The organism is Streptococcus sp. 27098_8_109 (assembly GCF_041432295.1).
GTDB lineage: Bacteria > Bacillota > Bacilli > Lactobacillales > Streptococcaceae > Streptococcus.
Genome location: NZ_JAPVZJ010000010.1, coordinates 45248 through 68683, shown reverse-complemented (window position 1 = coordinate 68683; position 23436 = coordinate 45248). Strand labels below are relative to the sequence as shown.

Here is a 23436-nt window from a genome sequence, read left to right as displayed (position 1 = left end):
TTTTCATCTGGCTCCTTCTTTTTTATTCTCAAAATTTTGTCTTATACTCAATGAAAATCAAAGAGCAAACTAGCAAACTAGCCGCAGGCTGTACTTGAGTACGGCAAGGCGACGTTGACGTGGTTTGAAGAGATTTTCGAAGAGTATTAGGCTTTTTCACGAATAACTAAACCACCATCTTCCATATCTGCTTCCAGATGTTTGGCATCTAGATGATCCAAGTGGAAGTCTGTTACCTTATCACGAATTTCTTGTTCAACCACGCGACGGAGAGGGCGAACACCCATGACTTCGTCATAACCTTCTTCTGTGATATAGTCTTTAGCCGCTTGACTGACTACCAAGTCAATGTCTTTCTTAGCCAAGGTTTGGTTAACTTCAGCCAACATCAAGTCCACAATCTTAGAAAGGTCTTCCTTAGTCAAGTGTGAGAACTCAATAACTGCGTTAAAGCGGTTAAGGAATTCTGGACGGAAGAACGGTTTCAAACGATCCATCAATTCTGGTTTATCCGCATCTTCTGTCAAGTTAGCTTCATAGCCAAATCCAGCATTTGAAGTCGCGATAATGACAGTGTTCTTGAAGTTCACCGTATTTCCTTGACCATCTGTCAAACGACCATCATCCAAGACTTGAAGGAGAAGGGTGATTACTTGAGGATCAGCCTTTTCAATTTCGTCCAAGAGAATGATAGAGTATGGATTGCGACGAACACGTTCTGTCAAGGTATTGCTATTGTCATCATATCCTACATATCCGGCTGTTGTACCAATTAGCTTAGATACAGCTGTGCGGTCACTGTATTCAGACATATCCAACCGAATGATAGCATCCTTAGTTCCAAACATATCCAGCGCCAATTGCTTAGCAAGTTCTGTCTTACCAACCCCCGTAGGCCCTACAAAGAGGAAGCTACCGATTGGGCGATTGCCTTCATCAAAACCAGCACGGTTACGACGGATGGCACGAGCTACAGCTTCAACTGCTTTATCTTGGCCAATAACCTTGTCTTGCAGACGATGAGCCATATCTTTCAAACGTTCGATGTCTGATGCTCCCATTTGAGATACTGGAATACCCGTCATACGTTCTACAGATTCAGCCACATCGTTGACACTTGCAGTCACTTTCATATCTTCTGTATGGTTTTCGATTTTCTTTTCCAATTCTGCAATGCGTGTTTTATAGTTTAGAGCTGCTTCAAAATCTTCTGCCTCAACAGCTTTTTCTTGCTTGTCTTTTTCTACCTCGATCTCCCGTTCAACAGCATGAACATCTGTTACAGGATGTTGTGCTGCCAAGTGAGCTGCCGTAACATCGACAAGGTCAATAGCCTTATCTGGCAAGCTACGTTGAGGAATATACTGGACAGAATAATCCACCGCTGCTTTTAGGACTTCATCTGGCAAGATGACATTGTGGTGTTGTTGATAGAGATCACGAATTCCTTGAAGGATTTTAAAGGTATCCTCTGCAGAAGGAGCATTAACCTTGACTTCGTTGAAACGACGAGCAAGAGCTGCATTTTTCAAGATAGTATTACGGTATTCATCTTGAGTCGTTGCGCCAATCACTGTCAATTCTCCACGTGAAAGAGCTGGTTTCAAGATATCAGCAAGACCTTTAGACCCTTGACCATCACCTGTGCTACCAGCCCCAAGAATTTGGTGAATTTCGTCGAAGAAAAGGATAATATTTCCAGCTTCTTTGACTTCGTTTACCAAGTTTTGAATGTTTTCTTCAAAGCTACCACGGTATTGAGTACCAGCCTCAAGACCAGAGATATCAATGGAAATAATTTCCTTATTCTTAATAGCAGCTGGAACATCACCATTCACAATGGCTTGCGCTAGGCCTTCGACAACGGCTGTCTTACCAACACCTGCGTCTCCAACCAAAACAGGATTGTTTTTGGTACGACGTGAGAGGATTTCAGATGTTTCTTGAATTTCCTTGTTTCGTCCGATAACAGGATCCAGCTTGCCCTCACGTGCTTCTGCTGTCAAGTTTCGACCTAGTTTTGCAAGGACACCGTCTTGTTTCATACCTGAAGACTGTTGTTTCATTTGTCCATCAGTTTCTGCATTTCCTGGCAATTGACCAGTTGCACGATAATGAGCAAATTCCTCAGGTGTGACTTCACGTCCATTAATTAAGTAGCGACGGTTTTCTGAACTATATCCACGCATACCACCCATCAATTGGTTAAATAAATCATCCATGTTGTTAAAATTATTAAAGTTGTTGTTCATATTCTTTACCTCTTTTTGTTATTTATTATTACTGATATTGACTATCTTTGACTTTTTCTTTAAAAAATTTAGACTAGCTAAATCGCTACTCTACGTACTATTTCTGGTTTTTCTTTTTCAAGCAGGAGTAGACTATCTTTACTTCTAAAGATTTCTAGATTAAACATAGACCCCACCTCTTTCTATTTTACTTTAAATAAGTGTTCTAGTAAGGCTTTCATTTACCTTACGTTCATAATATACTACATTAGTCAAAAAAGGTCAAGGAATTTGACTTTAATTGACCAATATTTTTTAAAAAGCAAAAACACCCTGAAACATCAGGGTGCCATTCTTACATCAAATACAAAATTGCTAGGGTCAGGAGACTTGCTAGAAGCCCCACTCCCCAAAAGAAGAAGTCAACCTTCCACTCGCTCCAAGGATTTCCTTTACCAGACAATCCTCCAAGTTCAAAATGGTGATGCACAGGCGTCATACGGAAAATACGTTTTCCACCAGTCATTTTGAAATAGCCGACTTGCATCATGACCGAAGTTGTTTCAAAGACATAAATAATTCCGATAATCAAGAGAGTCCATTCTTGGTGGAGAGCCATTGAAATAGCTGCCAGCATTCCACCGAGAGCCAAACTTCCCACATCTCCCATAAAGACCTTAGCAGGCTTATGGTTAAAGACAAAGAAACCAAGCAAACCACCAATCATGGCAAGAATCACTAGAAGGATATCCATCTGACCTTGCACATAGGCAATAACTCCATAGGCAGACAAACTAATCACAACGGAAATGCTAGCTAAACCGTCAATACCGTCTGTCAAGTTTACTGCGTTTGAAAAACCGACTAGCCAGAAAAGAGCGAAGACAATATAGAAAATCCCTAGATGCACTTGGTAGCCAAAGACAGAAAGCATATCGCCACCACGCTCATAGAAAAGGTAGAAAATGACACCACCTAGAAGCTGAAGAGCCAATTTCTGTTTGGGATTAAGGCCCTCATTGATTTTACGGAAGACCTTGAGGAAGTCATCTAAAAATCCGATTAAACCATAGAGAACCAAGATAAATAAAATCATACCAACATTATTGCTGAGTTGATTACTAAATAGGGCGAAAAAGAAAGCAACTAAAACAGAAGCAATTAAGAAAACCAAACCTCCCATTGTAGGAGTCCCAGCTTTTGCCTGGTGCTGTTTGACATCCTCATGCATCTGCTGGCCTGTAATTTGCGCCTTTCTATAAAATTGGATAAAGGCCGGAATTCCTACTAAAGTTAGTAAAAATGTCACAATTCCAGCACTGATGGAAATAAACATATTAGTCTCCTAAAGTTAATTTAATTTTTTTAATGTTTTTGATAGCTGTATTAGTCCGAACATCTTGCTTCTGTACAACAGAACCTGACCCTTCAAATTCCAGCTCAATATCCAACCATTTAGCAAAGGTTTCAGCAGTCTCTTTTTTCCAGCCATACATGTCTGGAATTTCTTCTACCTTATCCGATAAAAGGAGAACTTGTTGGTTTGGTGCAAGATTGGTCCCTTCTTCTACAGAAGTCTCTTTAATCTTTGTTCCAGTACCTACAACGATTGGTTGCACAATATTTCGGCGTAAGGCTTCCGCCAACTCACCAGGTGAAATATCCTTGATGCTAGGCATTGCATAAGAAGATTCTGTCGTAACTTTATCTAAATTCTTGGCTGGAGATTGAAGATTGAGAGATTCTTTCATAGCTGAAGCTCTTTCAAGAATTGGGTTGGCAAATTCTCCCAATTGGATACCTGAATAATGTTCAGGCTGTTGAACCGTTACATACAAGATAAAATCAGGATTTTCAGCAGGGTTCATAGCCACAACCGAGAAAATGTAGTTGGTAGAACCAACCAAGTAGCCTCCATTTTTCTCGTCAGCGATTTGGGCTGTACCAGACTTGAGGGCTACATTTTGACCTGGAACATTGACAGTTGCTTTTCCTGTACTATGATTGTACATAGTTCCATATCTAGGATCCGTTCCTACCAAGACCATGTGAGTACGAGTTTGGCTAGCTGCATCTTTCGAAACGGGATTTCCTACGATTTCTTTTTGAGATTTACGAACGGTTTGATCATTTGGATCATACAAGGCCGTAATAAATTTAGGCTCTAACATGACGCCATCATTGGCAATGGCTGTAAAGGCACGAATCATTTGCGTCTGAGTTACTGAAATCCCTTGTCCAAATGAACTCTGAGCAATATTAACAATATTGTCAGCTGGAAGTTGTCCTGCATATTCATCTGTCAGACCAAAACGCGTCGGCACCCCAAATTTAAAGCGGTTTAGATAATCCAACCACGTAGCATCACCCATTTTCTGCTCAAGAAGTGTCATCCCAATATTACTTGAGTGAGCAAATCCTTGAGAAAATGTCATCATACCACCACCGGTCAAACCTTCATTAACGTCCCAATCTCGAATCGTCGCATCCGCTATTTTTAATTCACTGCTATTGAAGTATTCTCCACCTGGGAAGGTATTGTTATCAATAGAAGAAGCTAACGTCATGACCTTCATGGTTGATCCTGGTTCGTAATTACTTTGATAAAGAATATCACGCCAAACAAAGTCCTCAGTGATTCCTTCTTTAGTATCTGCATTAAAGGTAGGTCGTTGGGTGGTAGCGAGGATTTCACCGGTCTTTGCACTGACCAAGGTCGCGGTCATATACTTACCTTTTACTTTTTGTAGAAAGGCATCCATCTGAGTTTCCATGAAAGATTGGAGCGGGCTAGACAATGTTGTATAAACATCCTTGCCATCCACAGTTTGTTGCGATACCTGTTCTGTACCTGGTACGATATTTCCTACACGGTCTTTTTCATAGGTAATAATACCGTCTGTCCCCGCAAGAATGGTATTTAACGAACTCTCTAGACCAGAGGTTCCTAATAAACTCTTACTGCCGTCCTCATTTTCATGGAGTTGGGCTAAACCAATAAAACTAGAAGCAAATTGGCCATTTGGGTAACTTCTGTTAGGGCTAGTTGTAAAGTCAATCCCTTCCACACTAGCATCTTTCAAATCTTTTTTAATCGCCATCATATTGGCATAGGTAATCCCATTTCCTTTTGCACCAAAGGAAACTTGAGTTAGATTTGGTTGAGCTAATTGCTCTTTCACATAAGCTTCATCCATATCCAAATACTTATGGAAGACTTCAGCTACCTTATTAAACTGCGAATCCTCTACATAAAGAATTTTACCCGTTGCTGACTTGTATTTTTTATCAATAACAGCATAGACGTTATAAGAGGTCGCATCTTCAGCGATAGGCACTCCATTTCGGTCATAGATAGTTCCGCGTTTGGCAGGTACTGTTCGAGTTGTTTGGTGAACCTTTTTAGCCTCTTTTACCAAGTCAGTACCAAATATATTACCTTTTGCGATAATATACGCAAAATTAGCCAAAAAGAGGGCGAAAAGGGCAACAGCTACAAAGCTGAGGTACTTGCCAACTATCCTACGGTTTTCTGCTGGAGATTTACGATTTTTTACCGCAAATCGGGTTATTTTTTCTGTCCATTTCATATCTTACTCCGCTGTTCGGATGTTTTCATTATTCAATTTCAAATCTTTTTTATCTGCAATTTCTTTCAAGCGCTCTGAACGAATCAATTCATTCACTTCCTGCTTGGCATCGTCCAGCTCTGTCTTCTTCTCCTCTATCTGCGCATTGATTTTTGTCAAATCACTTTGCACTTGCAAGAGTCGTGTCTGCATAAAGATAATGCTCACTGCTAAAACGAGTGCCGTAAAAGCGATGGAAAGATAAAAAGCCTTCTCCACACGTGAGAATTTTTTTATACGATTCTGCAAGAATTGACTGGTTGTTTCTTTCTTATCTACCATTTTTTCCTCTTACTTGTGAATTTTTCTGGCCACGCGCAACTTGGCTGAATGCGAGCGGTTATTGGCTTCTAATTCTTCTGCACTTGGCAAGATTGGCTTACGGGATACCAATTCCATCTTGGGCTTGAGATCATCTGGGATGAAAGGCAAACCTTTGGGAACTTCCACTGTTGAAGCCTCCTTGAACAATTGCTTGGTCAAGCGGTCTTCCAAGGAATGAAAGGTAATCACTGAAATTCTACCATCTAGAGCCAACATCTCCATAGCCTGCTGGATGGATTCATCTGCCGCTCCCAGTTCATCATTGACTTCAATTCGAATAGCCTGGAAAATCTGCTTGGCAGGATGGCCCTTCTTCTTGAGCTCCTTGGCAGGTTTGGCCGACTTGATAATCTCTGCCAACTCAGTCGTTGTCTCGATTGGCTTGACTGCACGTGCTTGTTCAATCTTACGCGCAATCTGTTTAGAGAACTTGTCCTCGCCATACTTGAAGAAAATACGAACCAAGTCATGATAGTCATAGTGGTTTACCACTTCATAGGCTGTTAGACTAGCTTCCTGATTCATGCGCATGTCCAGTGGCGCATCCTTCTTATAAGAAAAACCACGCTCCCGCTGGTCCAACTGAGGACTAGACACTCCCAAGTCATAACAAATTCCATCAATTTCCTGAACACCAGCTTCGCGCAAACGTGCCTGTAAATGACGGAAATTATCCTTGATAAAGGTTACCATCCCTTTTTCGATATAGGGTGCCAAGCGTTTTTGCGCATTATCAATGGCATTCTGGTCTTGGTCAAAGGCATAGAGATGGCCTTTTTCACTTAATTTACTTAATAAATATTCGCTATGGCCCGCTCCACCCAAAGTCGCATCAACGTAGATACCGTCAGGCTTTACGTCTAGCATATCAACCGTTTCGTGGAGTAAGACCGTTACATGATGAAATTCTTTTGTCATATCTTATCTATTTTACCACAAATCCGACTAGCTTGCACTAGTCAGACAAATAGGTCAAAAACAAGTAAGATTTCTTTAAGAAATATGTCAAATATGCTTGACATTCGCTCTATAGAAGAATATAATATAGTCAAATATATACGACACAAATCAGAAAGGAGAACATATGAATCGTGTGAAAGAATTTCGCAAGGAACTGGGCATTTCCCAGCTCGAACTCGCCAAGGATATCGGTGTCTCGAGACAAACCATCAATATGATTGAAAACGACAAGTACAACCCAACCCTGGAACTTTGTCTCAATCTCGCCCGCAGCCTCCAAACTGACCTCAACAGTCTCTTTTGGGAGGAAGATTTTTAAAAAAGGAGCCAACTTATGAAAAAAGAAACCTTCACTGAAAAACTCATCAAACGCACATACGGCATTTCTGGTCCCCTTGACGAATACAAACGGCGTGAGGCCGATCGTATTGGGAACCAAGTCTTTATCGTTCTTTTTTATCTGATGATTTTCGGAAATCTTATTCCACTCCTTCTGGCCTATAAATACCCTCAAGAAGTGGCTCTAATCTATCCTCCTCTAATTTTAGTGATTGCCCTCATCGCTGCTGGCTATGTCACCTACCAAATGAAAAAAACAGGGATTACAGCTATTGATCCAGATATGCTGAATGAGAAAGAAAGTAAGCAACTACACCACCCAGGTCTGAAAGCAGGTTTGTTCTTTGGTCTATGGATGTTTTTTATAACTCCTCTTCTCCATATACTCATAGGTGAAAGTCCGGACTATTTTAATTCTCTTCTCACTATAAGAAATGGTGTATCAAGCATTCTCGGTTCTATCTTCTTCGGAGCGAGTATACAGTTCCTCATCTCCCGTCGCATTGCAAAAACTAAGAAAGATCAAGATGAGGATTAGGAGGTGCCCTATGAAATCACTAGTAACTTTACTTATCTATCATCTTTTGTTCAGTTCTCTGCTCATCTTCATCATCGTTTCAGGGAACTTGCCAATCTACGATATAGTCCTCCTTCCAGTCTTTGTTCCAGCACTCAACAAAGGATTGACTTATCTAAAAATCGACTCCCAAAAAACGCGCATACTCAACTTAGCACTAATCTTTATGATTCTATCCTTACCACAACTGACGCTCATTTCAAGCAATTGGAAATATTATATACTGCTAACTATCGCTATCCTTTCTTCTATTACTTATCTTTATTATCTCTATCAATTCGTAAAAGAAACAAAATAGCATCGTTCATTTAGGAGAAATCACCCATGAAAAAAGAAGACTTAACCACTCGCCTACTTCGAAATTTCTTTCATATCCAAGGCCCTTTTGATGAATGCCGTCAAGAGGTTATCTACAAGGCTTGCGCCCGTTCCATGATCCAAATCTTTTACTCTTCCTTCATTCTCTTCCTGTTCTATATTTTGTTCGGAAGCTTTATAGAAATTGTTCGAAATGTTATGCCCTACATCTATTTTGGACTCATTTTGTTCATGAGTATAAAAGCTCAAAAAGCCGTCCAAGAGCTTCATCTTGAAAAGGATGACAAATCAGAAATCATTCTCAAAACCTACAGCAAAGCCCAAATCAAATTCCGAAGCTGGATTGTGTTTATCGGTATTCAGATTGGCTTCTTTACCTTACTCATCTTTCATAAAGTCTTCGTTCAGCAGATGTCCCTTTCAGATTTTGGAAAGTTGCTCATGCAATTCGATAAAAGTGTTCCTTTCCTGATGTATAGCCTGATTATCGGAAGCATTTTTGGAACCCTGACCTACGGATTTCTATCACTACAGGAGGAGAAACCTCCTAAAAATACCAAACAGAAGGAGAAAAGCAAGCAATGACTTCACTATACGATTTTTCAGTCTTGAACCAAGACCATCAAGAAACTCCACTAGAGACCTATCGTGGTAAGGTTCTCTTGGTTGTCAACACTGCTACTGGATGTGGTTTAACGCCCCAGTACCAAGGACTTCAAGAACTCTATGATCGCTATCAAGAACAAGGTTTTGAGATTTTAGACTTCCCTTGCAATCAGTTTATGGGACAAGCACCAGGCAGAGCAGAGGAAATCAACACCTTCTGTAGCCTACATTATCAGACCACCTTCCCACGTTTTGCCAAGATAAAGGTCAACGGTAAGGAAGCAGATCCTCTCTATGTTTGGTTGAAAGAACAAAAATCTGGCCCACTGGGAAAACGAATCGAATGGAATTTCGCTAAGTTTCTTATCGGTCGTGATGGTCAGGTCTTTGAACGCTTCTCTTCAAAAACAGACCCAAAACAAATTGAAGAGGCGATACAAAACCTACTATAATTTCACAATCTCACTATTATTAGTTCTCCTTTAGCCTAAGAATAGTGGGATTTTTTGATGGGCTTTGACTTGAATAGGAAAACACCCCATGATATGAACCATGAAGTGTTGTAAAAATGATACATTCATAGCAGACAAGGCACTACTGACTGCTATTCTTGACTCCTGAATATGTATAGGTCCTATTTCTAGGACACGCTTTTTCCGTTACCACCCTAAAATAAAAGCTATGCTCCCGCCCATCCTTGGCATTTTCCTTGTTTAAGACAAAGTAGTTTTTCTGATTCATCGCCATGGTTCGTAGAATGTCATCAATCAAGAAAGTCAAGGGTACGTTCATGGCAGAGTATTTTTGAAAATCCTCTTCAAAATGAATATAGTTATCTGAAAAATAATCCATCTGCAGTTTGTTTTCATACAGCTCTTTTCTAGTCATAAACTCCCTCCTCCCACAGCCGAATTTCTAGGATATCTGCAACCTCTATCAACCTATATCCCTCGTTTGTCCTAATAGATAGAGTCTGAGGTGATAACTCTCTCACCACACCGATGATGGTGATTTTCTGCTTCTTTTCCTTTACCACAAAACTTCCCTTAAGTTGGCCAACATAAAGCTGAGAAAGCAAGTGCAACTTCTCATCTGGAGTCAAATCCGTCGAAAAATCAACACGGCTTTTTTCTTCACTGAGCGAACTGGTGTGTTCTGAGAGGTAAAATCCCATCCACTTCTGCATACCTGGATCTTGATAATCTCGCGCGGATTGAAAGGGTAAATAAGAACGATCAATCATTTTAATTCATCTAATCCTCCAGCAGAATGGCCCCCAATCAGCTTGCTTCTAGCAAGACTACGAGAGGCTTCTTCCAGTGCGTTGGCTTTTAAGAGAGAAGTAAAACCAAATTCTTCCCGAATGGAGTCAATAGCCATCTGGAGCCTTTCTTCTTTTTCTAACTTGTCAACATCATCAAAGAGGGAAATCAAGCTAAAGGACTCATCCACAAATCCTGAATAGTTAACTCCGACGCTTCTGACTGCTCCAGAAGTGTATTTGTTATGAAATAACTTCAAAACATAATCTATTAAGACAGCGGTATTATTAGTAGGTTCGACCTTCATTTGTGTGTGAATAGACGGTCTAACTTCCTGTTTAGAGAAACCGACATAGATAGAGACAAGGGTTGTTTTCTTGCCAGACCTTCTCAATCTAATAGCCACCTGCTCCGCCATTTCTCGAAGAATAATTTCAATATCCCGTAGCTTCACGTAGTCTCTCGGCAAGATTTGAGAATTCCCCAAGCCCTTGGATTTGGCTTTATAGGGCTTATGAACATTGCTCTCATCAATCCCATTGGCATGAAACCACAAACGCAGACCAGCCTGACCCAGAGCTTTCTTTAACTGGTCTGGATTGCTGGTTGCCAATTCCTTGATGGAAAAAATCCCCAGAGCATGCAAGCGTTTCTCCATCCGCCTGCCAATTCCCCAAAAGTCGGTCATCTTGGGAATGGACCAGACCTTCTCTTCCACATCCTGGTAAGACCAGTTGGCCCTCATGGTCGGAGTGTGCTTGGCCTCATTATCCAGAGCCAACTTGGCCAGTAAGGGATTGGCATTGGACATCCCCACTGTAGAGTAGATTCCTGTCTGCCTCCAAATATCCCTCTGGATGCAAGCAGAAAGCATATCCAGCTTGTCTTTGCGAGAGAGATTCTTGTCTGGGATGAAATAGTTGAGCGAACTAGTCAGATCAATAAAGCCCTCATCGATAGAGTAGGGATAAATATCATCTGGACTACCATAGTTTTGAAAGATTCGCTGGATTTCCATATTGACTGCGATGTACTCATCCATCCTGGGTGGCACAATCAAGGTCACTTGAGCCCAATCTTCGATGTAGCGAACATAGTCCGAGTCAGTCGGTAGCCCTTGCTTTCGAGCATTGTAATAGGAAAATTTTCGCGTTTTGATATCAAAAGGCAAATCATAGGCCCGACCAACATTTGACTTGCCAAAAATCTTCTTAAACAGGGGAGAGGAGGCTAGGATAAGACCAGTTGAATTATCCGCGCGACTCATGACACAAAGCGAAGTCTTCAGCGGATGCAAGCCCCTTTTCACACACTCGACACTGGCATAAAAGGATTTCATATCGACAAAGGCAATGTCACTTTTGGGCTCTCTGGAATAATCAAAGTAGCCCATAGACTAACCCTCCATCGGCACAAAGTTTCCAACGATAATGCCAACAATCCGAGGATCTTCCTCATAGGAGATGAAAATATCCTTGTATTTAGGATTGATAGAGACCAGACGCAATCCATTCTCCTCTCGATAGACCCGTTTGATATAGGTCTGGTTGTTGCAAACCACTGCATAAACCGCCCCGTCATAGTCAAATCCTGTCTCTCGAATCAGAGCTACTGAACCATTTTGGTATTTAGGTTCCATGGAGTCCCCAGACACCCATGACGCAAAATCATGAGCCAACTCCTCATTAAAGTAAACCGTATCAAAATTCTGATCATCGTAGACTGAAGCCCCAATCCCTGCTGACATGCGTTCATAAACACGGTACTCGTAGAGGCGCTCTGGCATGGGGGCCACTTTCTGGGCTTGCTCCTCTTGAGATAGGTTGCGAGCATAGAGAACAACCTTCTCCTTCCCTTGCTTGGAGAGGCTATGGTAGAGACGGACAATCTCAATCTGAGTAAAATATCCTTTTGGTACTTTTAAAATGTTCTCTAGCTGGGCCACCTTTTCCTTGGATGGTTCCTTGACTCCACGTTCCCAAGCCGAGTAAGCCTGAAAGCTAATCCCAAGTTGCTCTGCAATTTCCCTCTGTGTCAGTTTTAACTCTTTCCTCCGAGCCTTTAATTTTTCTGGCTGATACATACTTCACCTCCTATTATGATACTTTAATGGACATTATCTCCCTTAGAAAGACTAATCGATGCTTGAATCCATACTTTCAAAACTCAACCAATATGGTTTAGTTTTATTATATAAAAAAAGTAGACAAATGTCCACTAGGAAAATCAGAAACATCGTGAGTTTTATACTCAATGAAAATCAAAGAGCAAACTAGGAAACTAGCCGCAGGCTGTACTTGAGTACAGCAAGGCGACGTTGACGCGGTTTGAATTTGATTTTCGAAGAGTATTAATCAAACTAAAAGGACCTAGCCCTATACAATACAGAACTAAATCCTTTAAATAAATAATTGATCTAACTTTTAAAATCCCTACAGAAATTCCAGTTTTTCTCTATTTGATACCAGACATTAGTTTTTCAATACGTGGAACGTAGAAGAATAAGATAATACTGAATACAATCGTAATTCCTCCAACAATTCCATAGTAAGCAACTTCAGTTTCGCTTGTATAAAATTTTACAATTTGAGCATTGATAGCTTGGGCAGCTGCATTACTCAAGAACCAGATAGACATCATTTGTGCTTGGAAGGATTTTGGTGCTAACTTAGTAGTGACTGATAGACCAATCGGCGAAATCAGCATTTCCCCTACAATCACAATAGCCCAACTCATAATCAACCAGAGAGGACTGACCTTAACATCTGTCCCAAAGAGCATCCCTGGTAACATCATCCACAAGAAGGATAAACCTGCAGCAAATAAACCGTAAGCAAATTTCTTAGAAGAGGACGGTTGCTTTTTACCCATTTTCCCCCACAACCACGCAAAAATCGGCACATAAATCATAATGAAAAGGGGATTGATACTTTGGAAAAAGCTAGATGGAAAATGAATCTGATTCCCAAATACATTAAAGTAAAGTCGAGTTTGATCATCCGCAAATAGAGCGAGAACAACAGAACCCTGTTCCTCAATAGACCAGAAGAGTACTCCAGCGATAAATAGAGGAATGTAGGCAAACACTCGGGATCTCTCAGTAGCAGTTATTTTATGACTAGATAAAATTTTGAAGAAATAGTAGATTGGAATGATTACCGCAATCACTGTAAAGATATTAACAATCATATCCACGTTAAATTGGTGAGTAAAGACTAAACCTATAACCACAAGAATAACCATGACAAGTGTAAGTAGCAAGCGTTTAATCAAGGTCTGCTGGTCCTTCTGTGAAAGTGGATCAGTGGGGTAAAGACTTGATTCAGGCAGATATTTCTTCCCATCTAAAACATACTTCACCAAACCAAAGAACATCCCAATGGCAGCTAATGAGAAACCTAGATGGAAATTGACTTCCTGACCTAGATAACCTACTAAATAAGGGGCAACGAAGGCACCTAAGTTAATACCAAAGACAAAGATACTAAAACCTGCATCCCGTCTATCATCCTCTTTCTCATAAATACCCCCAACCATATCTGAGATATTGGGTTTTAAAAATCCAGTACCAAAGATGATCAAGGCAATAGAAAGATAGAGAGCCACTTGTCCAAAAGGTGTTGCCAAAGCAATATGCCCTATCATAATCAGAATCCCACCGTAAAAGACAGTCTTACGGCTTCCTAAAATACGGTCACTGACAAAACCACCGATAACCGAGGACAAAAATACCAGCGAGCCATAAATCGCCATAACCGATGCAGCCGTGGTCTTATCCATCCCCAACCCACCATCTTGCACACTATAGTACATATAGTAAAGTAGGATAGCTCGCATCCCATAGTAAGAAAAGCGTTCCCACATCTCTGTAAAGAAGAGGGTGGACAAACCCATAGGATGTCCAAAAAATGTTTTCTGTTTTTCCATATATATTCTCCTTTAACGATATAATAATTCATTTTACAGAATTTTCAAACAAATGTCAAACAAATCCTGTTTATTTTAGAAAATTTTCTGAAAAATCTACCGTCTCAGACTAACTTCCACTTCGGTCAGGCAAGTGGAAGTTAGTTTGAAAAATCACCTCTAAAAATTTGCTCTTATTTAGTTGAAAAGAGGCTGGGCAAAAAATCTTTAAAATCATAAAAACATCCCTATGCCAAACTTGTAATTACTAAAATACAAGCCAATAAGCATAGAGATGTAAAACCATTACACATTAAATAATAGAAATTGTGTACGAAATTTCTCAATTAGTTTTCGCTAGTAAATATCATTTCCAACAAACGCCCTCTCAATTCCTTATCCTGATGATGCAAGATATTCATTAACTCATGAGAATTTTTGGCATTGATGAATTGATTTAACAATCTATCTTTTAATTCATATGGAAGAGAAGCCGTCTTTAGTAGTCTAAAAACTTCATCATTTAGGGATAGCCTTTTATTATCTTTACATTCAAATCTAGCTGTATCATTCTTATTTGGCAATTCAATCATAGACACATTCGTTCCTTTAAAATGAATTCTATGCCTTCTATTACTTGGAACGATACTAGAATCTCCTTGTAATGTTAACTCTACCATCCCCATTTCCCAGTTGATTGATAATCTTGTTTTATATCTTTGACCATTTTGATCTTCAATCATTTCAAAAGAATGTTGTTTGCCTGGGAATACATGCCAATCTACAACTTCAGGTAAATCAACACCCATATCTATCTCAGAACCAACCAAGGGAATGATTGCACCACTTTTTGCAAACACAGGTATCATCGAAATGTCTCGATAAACACTTAACTTCACACCACCTGTATATTTTTTCTCTGAAAAGAAGTCATACCATTCACCTTCAGGGAACCATACATCCACTTTTGCAGATTGGAATGCCAAATCCATCTTTTCTACAATGGGAGCCACCATCAGTTCTGTTCCAAAAAAGTATTGATTTGGAACATTATAACTCTCATCATTCTCTGGGTAGAAATAATACATTGGGCTGATTAATGGGGCACCTTCCTCGTGTGTCTTTACATTCATGGTATATAGATATGGAATCATCTGATGTCTCAAACGAAGGTATTTCTTCATAATCTTAGATGTTGTTTCTGAAAAAAACCAAGGTTCTTTACTATTAAAAGGACTTCTAGAACTATGTAATCGAGTTATCGGACTAAAAACGCCAAACTGTAGCCATCTAGTTTGTAGCTCTTCGTCATAATCCCCCAGCATGTGCCCACCGATATCATGGCTCCACCAACTATAACCGATATTAGATGCCGTCGCTGTAAAATAAGGTTGAAATCTTAAGGAATTCCAACTAATAATAGTATCCCCTGAAAAACCAACAGGGTAGCGATGACTACCAGGACCTGCATATCTTGATAAAATCAAACCACCTTCTGCATTTTTACAACTATCCTGATAATGATAATGGTTTAAAAGCCACAGTGGATCCAACATGCCTTGTGTCCCTTGTTGCCAGTCAATCCACCAAAAATCTACTCCCTGCTTTTCTAGCTCATAATGAACATCTTTAAAGTAGGATTCTCTAAAAGAGGGATTAAAAAAATCAAAAATAGCAGGTTCTTCTAATTCTACATTTAACCCTAATCGTTTGGCAACTCGAGGATAAGCTTCTTCATAAGCCCGTATACCATCAGCAGGATGGACATTTAAGGAGAGTTTTAACTTTCTATCATGAAGTTGTTGCAATAACTGTTCTGGATTAGGTATTAAGTTTTTATTCCAACTATATCCTGTCCACCCACTTCCAAAACGGGCTGGAATTTCAGTTATATGCCAATCCATATCTAAAACACCGATAGATAATGGAATTTTCTCTGTTTCAAATCTGTCTATTAAATCCAAGTATTCATCCGACGTATAAGGCCAATATCTACTCCACCAATTGCCTAAAGCATATCTTGGCAACAAGGGTGTTGAACCAGTCAAATGGTAAAAGTCTCTGATTGCTCCTCTATAATCATGCCCATAGGCAAAGAAATACAGGTCAATTTGATTTTCTCTCTCAATATAACCAGACTGTTCATCCCAAATAAATCCTTGAGAATCATCCAATAAGGCTATCCCATTTCGGCTAATAATTCCATCTTCTAACGAGATTGCTCCATCTGCCTCATCCAGAGTCCGAGCTGTTCCTTTTAATGTTTCAATAGATTCACCAAAATACCAGCGACTACCATATACAGCAAAATTTCCTTTTAATTCTATAAATAGATTTTCGGCGTTAAATTCTCCTTTATTAAAGTGCAGATGAAAATAGTCCGTCATAATATCTAGTACGTTTGATGTCTCGATATAATCTAACGAAACTTGGCCAAAATCTCTATTATAGATAAGTTGTGTCGTTCTATCCTCAAATCTTCCAGTTTGAGAGTATTCTAACCTTACTAACTTGTCTGTTAATACAGAGATTCGATAAAACTCTCCCTTAAAAATTTTCAATTTGTTTCCCTCCTTTTATGGTAGCATAAAAACAGAACGCACCATTTTTGATGCGTTTTTCGTTATTCTAAATGCAATGTTCTATCTATGACAAATAATACTCAATTGAAAAAATGTAGTGGACAAAATATCTTTTAACAAATCAAGATGTTATTAAAGAGTTATCCCCAGAGCAAGAGCTTCATCTCGCAGTGTTTCAACATCAATAACCGTAGGTCGCCATCCTTCAATCATATTTGTACTTAAAGCATACCAAACACTTTTAAAAACGGATCGGTTTTCAAAAGCTACTCCCATGATTGTCATCTTTTCTTTATCTATATCTAAGGACATATGCTACCTCCTTTAGTTACATTATACCATGTTTCTCTGTAGCTTTTAAACATTTTATTTTGTCTGTAATATCTAAATTTCAGCACGTTTATCCTATTTTATAAACATCAAACCCAAATATAAAACACATTCTTTTTACTTTTTAACTAATAATACTGAGTAAAAACTTAACTTCAGGGGAAAATGAAGTAAGACTAGACAAAATTCAAAAACTGATTTCGTACAACTCAAAATACTGATTTTAGACTAAAGATAATACTAGAATGCTAATTAATGTTTTTACAATAAAGAGCTGACAACTTATGTTGCTTTTGATTTCTTAAGAGTATAAAAAGAAACAATAAGGTAAACTCTTGAGTGCTTTGAAACGTTGATATAATCGGTTCGATTAACGTTTTGAGGCAACTGACTTTGTCAGGTTGCAGCCACATTTGTAAGCGACTAAAGTCGCAACAACTGTATCAATTGCACCAATTTAGCAAGAAAGTACAAAAAAGAACACCCCGAAAGGTGCTCTTTGTAAGTATAGTAATTCTTTCGAATTAACGTTTACTAAATTGTGATGCTTTACGAGCTTTCTTAAGACCTGGTTTCTTACGTTCAACTTTACGTGAGTCACGTGTAAGAAGTCCTGCGCGTTTCAATGAATCGCGGAAGTCTGGGTCTACTTGAAGAAGGGCACGAGCGATACCGTGACGGATAGCTCCTGATTGACCTGCGTATCCACCACCTACAACGTTAACGAAAACGTCGTATGAACCTGCAGTTGAAGTAACTGCGAATGGTTGGTTGATGACAAGACGAAGGTCAGCGTGTGGGATGTACTCTTCAACATCTTTTTTGTTAACAGTGATTTTACCAGTTCCTGGAACAAGGCGAACGCGTGCAACAGCGTTTTTACGACGTCCAGTACCTGCATATTGTGCTTGTGACATACTTTATTGTTCCTTTCCTTAGATAAGTCCTGAAATATCAAGAACTTCTGGTTGTTGTGCAGCGTGAGTGTGCTCAGCTCCAACAAATACTTTCAACTTCATACCTTGAGCGCGTCCAAGAGTATTGTGTGGAAGCATACCTTTAACTGATTTCTCGATCAAACGTACTGCATTTTTAGAACGAAGTTCACCTGCAGAGATTTGTTTCAATCCACCTGGGTGGTTTGAGTGAGTGTAGTAGATTTTATCAGTTGCTTTTTTACCAGTCAATTTAACTTTTTCAGCATTGATAACAATCACAAAGTCACCTGTATCAGTGTGTGGTGTAAATGTTGGTTTGTTTTTTCCGCGAAGTACGCTAGCAACTACTGCAGAAAGACGTCCAAGTGGTACATCAGTTGCGTCAACTACGTACCATTTACGTTCAACTTGGCCTGGTTTAGCCATAAATGTTGTTTTGTTCATGATTTCTCCTATATATAGTTCGATTTTTGTTTACGGTGATGGGTGTTCCTTCCCATCGAAAAGTATTTGGAAGGTTCCGGGGCCTTTCAAATGGGGTAAACAATACCGCCTACTATAATACCAAATTTCACCCCTAAAAGTCAATAGATATGAAAAATATTTTTCTGAATTCCACTCTTTTTATCTCTAAAAAACCTCGCTTTCGCGAGGCTCTTCTATTTATAAGATAAGGCACGTTTAAAGGTTTTCCAAGGACCTAAATCATCTGTTTGCAGAACGAGGCTAGCATACATACGTCCGATAAAGACTGTTGCCGTTACTGCAAAAGCAAGCGTAATAGCAAGCGAAATCCAAGTTTCTAACCCATTTGCATAACCATTAATAGCTCTAAACGGCATGAAGAAAGTCGAAATAAAGGGAATATATGAACCAATCTTCAAGATGAGATTGTCACCAGCTGTACCTAGAGCTGTCACTCCAAAAAAACCACCTATAATCAAAATCATCAAAGGCGACAAGGCTTTTCCTGCATCCTCAGGGCGAGAAACCATAGAGCCTAGGAAGGCTGCTAAAACAACGTACATAAAGAGGCTAACCAAGACAAACAATAAGGTGTTGAGCGAGAAAGCCTCTCCTATATGGTTTAAAATACCAGATTGTGCCAAGATTGGTAGGTCTTTAAAGAGAAGAATGGCAGCAATTCCACCCACGACGTAAATGCCAATATGGGTCAAAATCACAAGAAGCAGAGCCAGCATGCGAGCGTAGAAATAATGACTAGCACGGATACTAGAGAAGACCACCTCCATAATTTTGGTTCCTTTCTCGCTAGCCACTTCCTGAGCAGTGACACTAGCATAGGTAATCAAAATCATATAAAGGAAGAAACCAAGCCCTGCGGCCGCAAAGGTTTGAATCATTTTTTTATTTTCCTTGGATTCATCAATTTTCTCCGTAAAGTTAACTGTTTGTCCCAGGCGTTTTTCCTGTTCTTGAGACAAATTAGCTGCCGAACGATTGAGTTGGTATTGCAGTTCATTTAGTCTATTGGTTACAGCTAGTTTGATGCCACTTTCAAGAGAGGTTTCACCATGATAGACGGCCTTGATGACGCTGTCCTCTTGGTCGACGGTTAGGTAACCCTTGATTTTCTCATCCTTGATAGCAGTTTGGGCACTGGCTTCATCCTTATAATCAAAGTTGATACCATTAGTACCCTTGAGCCCTTCTTCCACAGATGGCACTGTTGTTACTACTGCTATCTTGCTATTCTTGGCCATAGAAGACCCTTGGAGGTAGCCAATTCCTACAGATAAGGCTAAAAAGAGGAACGGCGAAATCACCATAAAGAAGAAACTCCACGACTTGATGTGTCGAAGATAGGTTTCCTTCATTACAACCCACATATTTCTCATACTTCCACCCCTGATTCTAGTTTAAAGATTTCATCAATTGTTGGCGCTTGCTGGTCAAAGGTTGCGATGTATTGCCCCTGAGTCAAGATTGGGAAGAGTTCCCTTCCAGCGCTCTCATCCTCTAAGATCAATTTCCAACTGCCTTGTTTGGTCAAACTCACCTGTTTGACATGAGGAAGATTTTCCAATTCTTCCTTACTTCGTTCACTTGAAACAAAGAGACGCGTTTTCCCGTATTGATTGCGGACATCCTGGACCGGCCCATGCAAGACCACACGGCCATCTCGAATCATGAGAATATCGTCACAAAGCTCCTCGACGTTGGTCATGACATGGTCAGAAAAGATAATGGTTGCTCCGCGCTCTTTTTCCTGAAAGATGACTTGCTTGAGCAATTCAGTATTGACTGGATCCAAGCCACTGAAAGGCTCATCCAAGATAATCAAGTCTGGCTCATGAATCAGAGTAATGATGAGCTGAATCTTCTGCTGATTTCCTTTTGACAGGCTCTTGATTTTATCTGTCAGCTTTCCTTTCACTTCCAACCTCTTCATCCATTGAGGGAGTTTTTCCTTGACTTCCTTGGCATCCATACCTTTTAGAGTCGCCAAGTAGCGAACTTGTTCAAGGACTGTCAATTTAGGCATGAGACTGCGTTCTTCAGGCAGATAGCCAATCCGAGTGTAGGTCTCTTGACGAATATCCTGACCATCTAGACTGATTTCTCCTTGGTATTCTAAAAACTTCAAAATACTGTGGAAAATCGTTGTCTTCCCAGCACCGTTTTTCCCGACTAATCCCAAAATACGACCTGGTCGTGCCTGAAAGTCAATACCAAACAAAACTTGCTTGGATCCAAAACTTTTCTCTAGACTTCTTACTTCTAGCATCTTTCACCTCCGAAATGTCTTGCACTCATTATACTCCTTTTTGATAGCCTTTACAATGATTTCTGTCCATTTTTATCATCCTCATTTTAGTAAAAAATCTTAGGGTACTTTGAGTTATGAGTACATTATACACTGGTAAACTCCAATTTATCTTCTCTGTTCCTTAACTGTCTATTTTTGATCCCGAATTGTTATTTGAAAAGCAAAAATCCACCCCGAAGGATGGATTGATAAGTTAACGCACTTCTGCATTGACTTTTTCTTCAAGCGATGCTTGGATTTTTTCCATGTAGCGTGCGACTTCTTCGTCCGTTAAGCTATCTTCTGGATTTTGGAAAGTCAAGCTATAAGCCATTGACTTCATACCAAATCCCAATTTTTCGCCTGAGAAGACGTCAAAGAGTTTGATATCTGTCAAACGTTTCACGCCGGTAGCTTGGATAGCGTCCACAACTTCTTGATGAGTCACTTCTGCCTTGAGGAGAAGGGCAACGTCACGGCTGACTGCTGGGAATTTCGTGATTTCCACAAATGGAGCAGCTGGTTGAAGGGCAGCTTCGATGGCTGAAAGGTTGAGCTCAGCTACATACGTTTCTGGAATATCGTAAGCCTTAGCAGTGACTGGATGCACTTGCCCAAGGAAACCAAGAACTTGGTCACCGAGTGAAATCACGGCTGTACGACCTGGGTGAAGGCTAGCGATTTCAGATGTTGCCGTATAGGTCACTTCTAGTCCCAAGCGAGTAAATAGGGCTTCAAGGATTCCTTTAGCATAGAAGAAATCAACTGGAACTGCTGCTGTTTGGAAATCTTTTTCAGCAACCAAGCCTGTCAAGGCAAAGGCAAAGCTATTAATCTCATTTGGAAGTTCTTCTTTTGGATTACCAGTTTGTTCAAAGACTTTTCCAATCTCATAAAGGGCCAAGTTTTTATTCTTACGAGCTACGTTATAAGCCACCGTATCAAGGATACCAGAAATCATATTTTGACGGAGGACAGAACGGTCCACTGTCATTGGCCACATGAGTTCAGTAAGGTTACTTGGTTGAGCCGTAAACTCAACTGCTTTTTCAGGAGTTGTTAGAGCATAGGTGATGATTTCTGTCAAACCTGCTCCTTCAGCAATCGTACGAACCTGACGGCGAAGTTTTTGTGTCGCAGTCAATTCACCAGCTGTCCCATCGTCTTTTGGTAGACTAGTTGGCAAGCGGTCATATCCATAGATACGAGCGATTTCTTCAAAGAGATCTGCTTCTATTGTGATATCCCAACGACGACGTGGTACGCTGACTGTAAAGCTGTCTGCATTTCCAGAAAGACCAAAGCCAAGACGACGGAAGACGTCTTCTACATCAGCATAAGAAAGCTCAGTTCCGAGGACACGGTTAACATCAGCAAGAGTTGAAGAAACTTTCACATCAGAGGTATCAAGCTCACCCGCTGAAACGATACCTTTACGCACCGTCGCACCTGTAAGTTCTGCAATCATGCTAGCTGCCGCATCAAGGGCTTCATTGACTGTTGCCACATTGATGCCTTTTTCAAAGCGAGAAGATGACTCAGAACGAAGGTTGAGGCGACCACTGGTCTTGCGGATAGATTTTCCGTTGAAGACTGCAGCTTCAAGGACGACACGACTAGATTTATCAGAGATTTCTGTTGCTTGACCGCCCATGACACCTGCAAGGGCTACTGGCTTGTCTGCGACAGTGATAACTAAGTCATTCACGTCCAAGTCACGTTCTTCGCCATCCAAGGTCACCAATTTTTCACCAGCGTGCGCTTCACGCACACGGATGTCACTCCCTTCAAAGGTATCCAAGTCAAAGGCGTGCATTGGTTGACCAAAGTAGAGAAGGATGTAGTTGGTCACGTCCACTACGTTATTGATTGGACGGATTCCTTCGTTCATGAGAAGGTTTTGCAACCATTGTGGACTTGGTGCGATAGTCACATTATCCAAGATACGAGCGGCATAGTAAGGCGCTTTGTCTGTCTCAATGCTGACAGAAAGGGCATCTGCCGCAGCTTCATTAGTTTCTGTTAGAGTAAATTCTTTAAAGTTGACTGCCTTGTCATAGATGGCTGCCACTTCGTGAGCCACTCCACGCATAGAAAGGGCATCCGCACGATTTGGTGTGATTGAAAGTTCGATGATTTCATCATCCAAGTCTAGGTAAGAGAAGACTTCATCCCCAGGAACGGCATTTTCTGGCAAGATTTGGATACCATCTGCGAATTCCTTAGGCACAACGGAGTCAGAAATTCCCAATTCGCCAAGCGAACAGATCATTCCAAGTGACTCTAAACCACGGATTTTTCCTTTTTTGATTTTGTAGTTGTCAGCGATGCGAGCTCCTGGAAGAGCCACCATAACCTTGATACCAGCACGCACATTTGGGGCACCACAGACGATTTGACGGGCTTCTTCTTCGCCAACGTTAACCTGACAAACATGGAGGTGAGTTTCTGGCACATCTTCGCAAGACAAGACCTCACCGACGACAATTTTTGAGAGACCAGCAGCAGGTGATTCCACACCTTCTACCTCGATCCCTGTAGCTGACATTTTTTCAGCCAACTCTTGTGATGGCACATCAATGTCCACCAATTCTTTTAACCATTTATAAGATACAAGCATAATTTAGTTTTCCAGAATGACAGTTGTCACTCTAGTTCTTTTCC

22 protein-coding genes are annotated in these 23436 nt (G+C 40.4%); 5 read left to right on the top strand and 17 right to left on the bottom strand.

Annotated elements, in window-relative coordinates; genetic code table 11:
• Positions 1–146: 146 nt before the first annotated feature.
• The 5 genes from O3664_RS05495 to rsmH all read right to left on the bottom strand — a co-directional run bounded on the left by O3664_RS05495 (position 147) and on the right by rsmH (position 7102).
• The gene (locus tag O3664_RS05495) at positions 147–2252 is read right to left on the bottom strand and encodes an ATP-dependent Clp protease ATP-binding subunit (protein ID WP_023946641.1); all 2106 of its coding nucleotides are present in this window, start codon (positions 2250–2252) and stop codon (positions 147–149) included.
• Between the two features lie 334 nt (positions 2253–2586).
• A complete protein-coding gene (gene mraY / locus O3664_RS05490; RefSeq protein ID WP_000470817.1) occupies positions 2587–3567 on the bottom strand; it encodes a phospho-N-acetylmuramoyl-pentapeptide-transferase in 981 nt (326 codons plus the stop codon).
• 1 nt (position 3568) lies between these two features.
• Complete coding sequence (pbp2X, locus tag O3664_RS05485; RefSeq protein WP_371613726.1) at positions 3569–5821, bottom strand: penicillin-binding protein PBP2X; 2253 nt, start codon at positions 5819–5821, stop codon at positions 3569–3571.
• 3 nt (positions 5822–5824) lie between these two features.
• Entirely contained in the window at positions 5825–6142 is a 318-nt protein-coding gene (gene ftsL / locus O3664_RS05480) for a cell division protein FtsL (RefSeq protein WP_000227824.1), read from the bottom strand.
• A gap of 9 nt (positions 6143–6151) precedes the next feature.
• On the bottom strand, positions 6152–7102 hold the full coding sequence (rsmH, locus tag O3664_RS05475; RefSeq protein WP_371613725.1) for a 16S rRNA (cytosine(1402)-N(4))-methyltransferase RsmH: 951 nt from the start codon (positions 7100–7102) through the stop codon (positions 6152–6154).
• A gap of 166 nt (positions 7103–7268) precedes the next feature.
• Here rsmH and O3664_RS05470 point away from each other — a divergent pair, with 166 nt between their 5' ends.
• Genes O3664_RS05470 through O3664_RS05450 form a run of 5 tightly spaced genes read left to right on the top strand, consistent with a single transcriptional unit; the run spans position 7269 to position 9436 of the window.
• A complete protein-coding gene (locus O3664_RS05470) occupies positions 7269–7463 on the top strand; it encodes a helix-turn-helix transcriptional regulator (protein ID WP_001082472.1) in 195 nt (64 codons plus the stop codon).
• A 15-nt stretch (positions 7464–7478) separates the two neighbouring features.
• Positions 7479–8021 carry a DUF3278 domain-containing protein gene (locus tag O3664_RS05465; RefSeq protein ID WP_020902170.1) on the top strand — a complete coding sequence of 181 codons (543 nt, stop codon included), beginning with the start codon at positions 7479–7481 and terminating at the stop codon, positions 8019–8021.
• Positions 8022–8031: 10 nt separating this feature from the next.
• On the top strand, positions 8032–8358 hold the full coding sequence (locus O3664_RS05460) for a hypothetical protein (protein ID WP_020902169.1): 327 nt from the start codon (positions 8032–8034) through the stop codon (positions 8356–8358).
• Positions 8359–8384: 26 nt separating this feature from the next.
• Positions 8385–8963 (top strand): DUF3278 domain-containing protein, encoded by a 579-nt coding sequence (locus O3664_RS05455; RefSeq protein ID WP_229294497.1) that lies wholly within the window; start codon positions 8385–8387, stop codon positions 8961–8963.
• Positions 8960–9436, top strand: a complete 477-nt coding sequence (locus O3664_RS05450) for a glutathione peroxidase (RefSeq protein ID WP_084888155.1) — start codon at positions 8960–8962, stop codon at positions 9434–9436. The genes O3664_RS05455 and O3664_RS05450 overlap by 4 nt, the downstream gene beginning before the upstream one ends.
• Positions 9437–9578: 142 nt before the next feature.
• Here O3664_RS05450 and O3664_RS05445 read toward each other — a convergent pair whose 3' ends face one another.
• The 12 genes from O3664_RS05445 to pheT all read right to left on the bottom strand — a co-directional run bounded on the left by O3664_RS05445 (position 9579) and on the right by pheT (position 23392).
• Positions 9579–9872 (bottom strand): DUF5960 family protein, encoded by a 294-nt coding sequence (locus O3664_RS05445; RefSeq protein ID WP_000196991.1) that lies wholly within the window; start codon positions 9870–9872, stop codon positions 9579–9581.
• The gene (locus O3664_RS05440; RefSeq protein WP_000567217.1) at positions 9865–10227 is read right to left on the bottom strand and encodes a hypothetical protein; all 363 of its coding nucleotides are present in this window, start codon (positions 10225–10227) and stop codon (positions 9865–9867) included. The genes O3664_RS05445 and O3664_RS05440 overlap by 8 nt, the downstream gene beginning before the upstream one ends.
• Positions 10224–11639, bottom strand: a complete 1416-nt coding sequence (locus tag O3664_RS05435) for a Y-family DNA polymerase (protein ID WP_000540268.1) — start codon at positions 11637–11639, stop codon at positions 10224–10226. The genes O3664_RS05440 and O3664_RS05435 overlap by 4 nt, the downstream gene beginning before the upstream one ends.
• 3 nt (positions 11640–11642) lie before the next feature.
• Complete coding sequence (locus O3664_RS05430) at positions 11643–12329, bottom strand: XRE family transcriptional regulator (protein ID WP_261034684.1); 687 nt, start codon at positions 12327–12329, stop codon at positions 11643–11645.
• 371 nt (positions 12330–12700) lie between these two features.
• A complete protein-coding gene (locus O3664_RS05425) occupies positions 12701–14110 on the bottom strand; it encodes a peptide MFS transporter (protein WP_371613727.1) in 1410 nt (469 codons plus the stop codon).
• Between the two features lie 389 nt (positions 14111–14499).
• Complete coding sequence (locus O3664_RS05420; protein ID WP_049516168.1) at positions 14500–16713, bottom strand: glycoside hydrolase family 31 protein; 2214 nt, start codon at positions 16711–16713, stop codon at positions 14500–14502.
• A gap of 153 nt (positions 16714–16866) precedes the next feature.
• Positions 16867–17046 carry a hypothetical protein gene (locus tag O3664_RS05415; protein WP_049516166.1) on the bottom strand — a complete coding sequence of 60 codons (180 nt, stop codon included), beginning with the start codon at positions 17044–17046 and terminating at the stop codon, positions 16867–16869.
• A 542-nt stretch (positions 17047–17588) separates the two neighbouring features.
• Positions 17589–17981 carry a 30S ribosomal protein S9 gene (gene rpsI, locus O3664_RS05410; RefSeq protein WP_000075964.1) on the bottom strand — a complete coding sequence of 131 codons (393 nt, stop codon included), beginning with the start codon at positions 17979–17981 and terminating at the stop codon, positions 17589–17591.
• A gap of 18 nt (positions 17982–17999) precedes the next feature.
• On the bottom strand, positions 18000–18446 hold the full coding sequence (gene rplM / locus O3664_RS05405; RefSeq protein ID WP_001044624.1) for a 50S ribosomal protein L13: 447 nt from the start codon (positions 18444–18446) through the stop codon (positions 18000–18002).
• Positions 18447–18661: 215 nt separating this feature from the next.
• Positions 18662–19861, bottom strand: a complete 1200-nt coding sequence (locus tag O3664_RS05400; RefSeq protein ID WP_371613724.1) for an ABC transporter permease — start codon at positions 19859–19861, stop codon at positions 18662–18664.
• Positions 19858–20751, bottom strand: a complete 894-nt coding sequence (locus tag O3664_RS05395; RefSeq protein ID WP_004257211.1) for an ABC transporter ATP-binding protein — start codon at positions 20749–20751, stop codon at positions 19858–19860. The genes O3664_RS05400 and O3664_RS05395 overlap by 4 nt, the downstream gene beginning before the upstream one ends.
• Positions 20752–20986: 235 nt before the next feature.
• The gene (gene pheT / locus O3664_RS05390; RefSeq protein WP_371613723.1) at positions 20987–23392 is read right to left on the bottom strand and encodes a phenylalanine--tRNA ligase subunit beta; all 2406 of its coding nucleotides are present in this window, start codon (positions 23390–23392) and stop codon (positions 20987–20989) included.
• Positions 23393–23436: the final 44 nt, after the last annotated feature.

Coding starts and splice junctions, on each gene's coding strand:
- O3664_RS05425 (WP_371613727.1), bottom strand. CDS start 14,110: ATGTGGGAACGCTTTTCTTACTATGGGATGCGAGCTATCCTACTTTAC.
- pheT (WP_371613723.1), bottom strand. CDS start 23,392: ATGCTTGTATCTTATAAATGGTTAAAAGAATTGGTGGACATTGATGTG.
- rplM (WP_001044624.1), bottom strand. CDS start 18,446: ATGAACAAAACAACATTTATGGCTAAACCAGGCCAAGTTGAACGTAAA.
- rsmH (WP_371613725.1), bottom strand. CDS start 7,102: ATGACAAAAGAATTTCATCATGTAACGGTCTTACTCCACGAAACGGTT.
- O3664_RS05445 (WP_000196991.1), bottom strand. CDS start 9,872: ATGACTAGAAAAGAGCTGTATGAAAACAAACTGCAGATGGATTATTTT.
- mraY (WP_000470817.1), bottom strand. CDS start 3,567: ATGTTTATTTCCATCAGTGCTGGAATTGTGACATTTTTACTAACTTTA.
- ftsL (WP_000227824.1), bottom strand. CDS start 6,142: ATGGTAGATAAGAAAGAAACAACCAGTCAATTCTTGCAGAATCGTATA.
- O3664_RS05400 (WP_371613724.1), bottom strand. CDS start 19,861: ATGAGAAATATGTGGGTTGTAATGAAGGAAACCTATCTTCGACACATC.
- O3664_RS05415 (WP_049516166.1), bottom strand. CDS start 17,046: ATGTCCTTAGATATAGATAAAGAAAAGATGACAATCATGGGAGTAGCT.
- O3664_RS05465 (WP_020902170.1), top strand. CDS start 7,479: ATGAAAAAAGAAACCTTCACTGAAAAACTCATCAAACGCACATACGGC.
- O3664_RS05440 (WP_000567217.1), bottom strand. CDS start 10,227: ATGATTGATCGTTCTTATTTACCCTTTCAATCCGCGCGAGATTATCAA.
- O3664_RS05430 (WP_261034684.1), bottom strand. CDS start 12,329: ATGTATCAGCCAGAAAAATTAAAGGCTCGGAGGAAAGAGTTAAAACTG.
- O3664_RS05455 (WP_229294497.1), top strand. CDS start 8,385: ATGAAAAAAGAAGACTTAACCACTCGCCTACTTCGAAATTTCTTTCAT.
- O3664_RS05435 (WP_000540268.1), bottom strand. CDS start 11,639: ATGGGCTACTTTGATTATTCCAGAGAGCCCAAAAGTGACATTGCCTTT.
- O3664_RS05495 (WP_023946641.1), bottom strand. CDS start 2,252: ATGAACAACAACTTTAATAATTTTAACAACATGGATGATTTATTTAAC.
- O3664_RS05395 (WP_004257211.1), bottom strand. CDS start 20,751: ATGCTAGAAGTAAGAAGTCTAGAGAAAAGTTTTGGATCCAAGCAAGTT.
- rpsI (WP_000075964.1), bottom strand. CDS start 17,981: ATGTCACAAGCACAATATGCAGGTACTGGACGTCGTAAAAACGCTGTT.
- O3664_RS05460 (WP_020902169.1), top strand. CDS start 8,032: ATGAAATCACTAGTAACTTTACTTATCTATCATCTTTTGTTCAGTTCT.
- O3664_RS05470 (WP_001082472.1), top strand. CDS start 7,269: ATGAATCGTGTGAAAGAATTTCGCAAGGAACTGGGCATTTCCCAGCTC.
- pbp2X (WP_371613726.1), bottom strand. CDS start 5,821: ATGAAATGGACAGAAAAAATAACCCGATTTGCGGTAAAAAATCGTAAA.
- O3664_RS05450 (WP_084888155.1), top strand. CDS start 8,960: ATGACTTCACTATACGATTTTTCAGTCTTGAACCAAGACCATCAAGAA.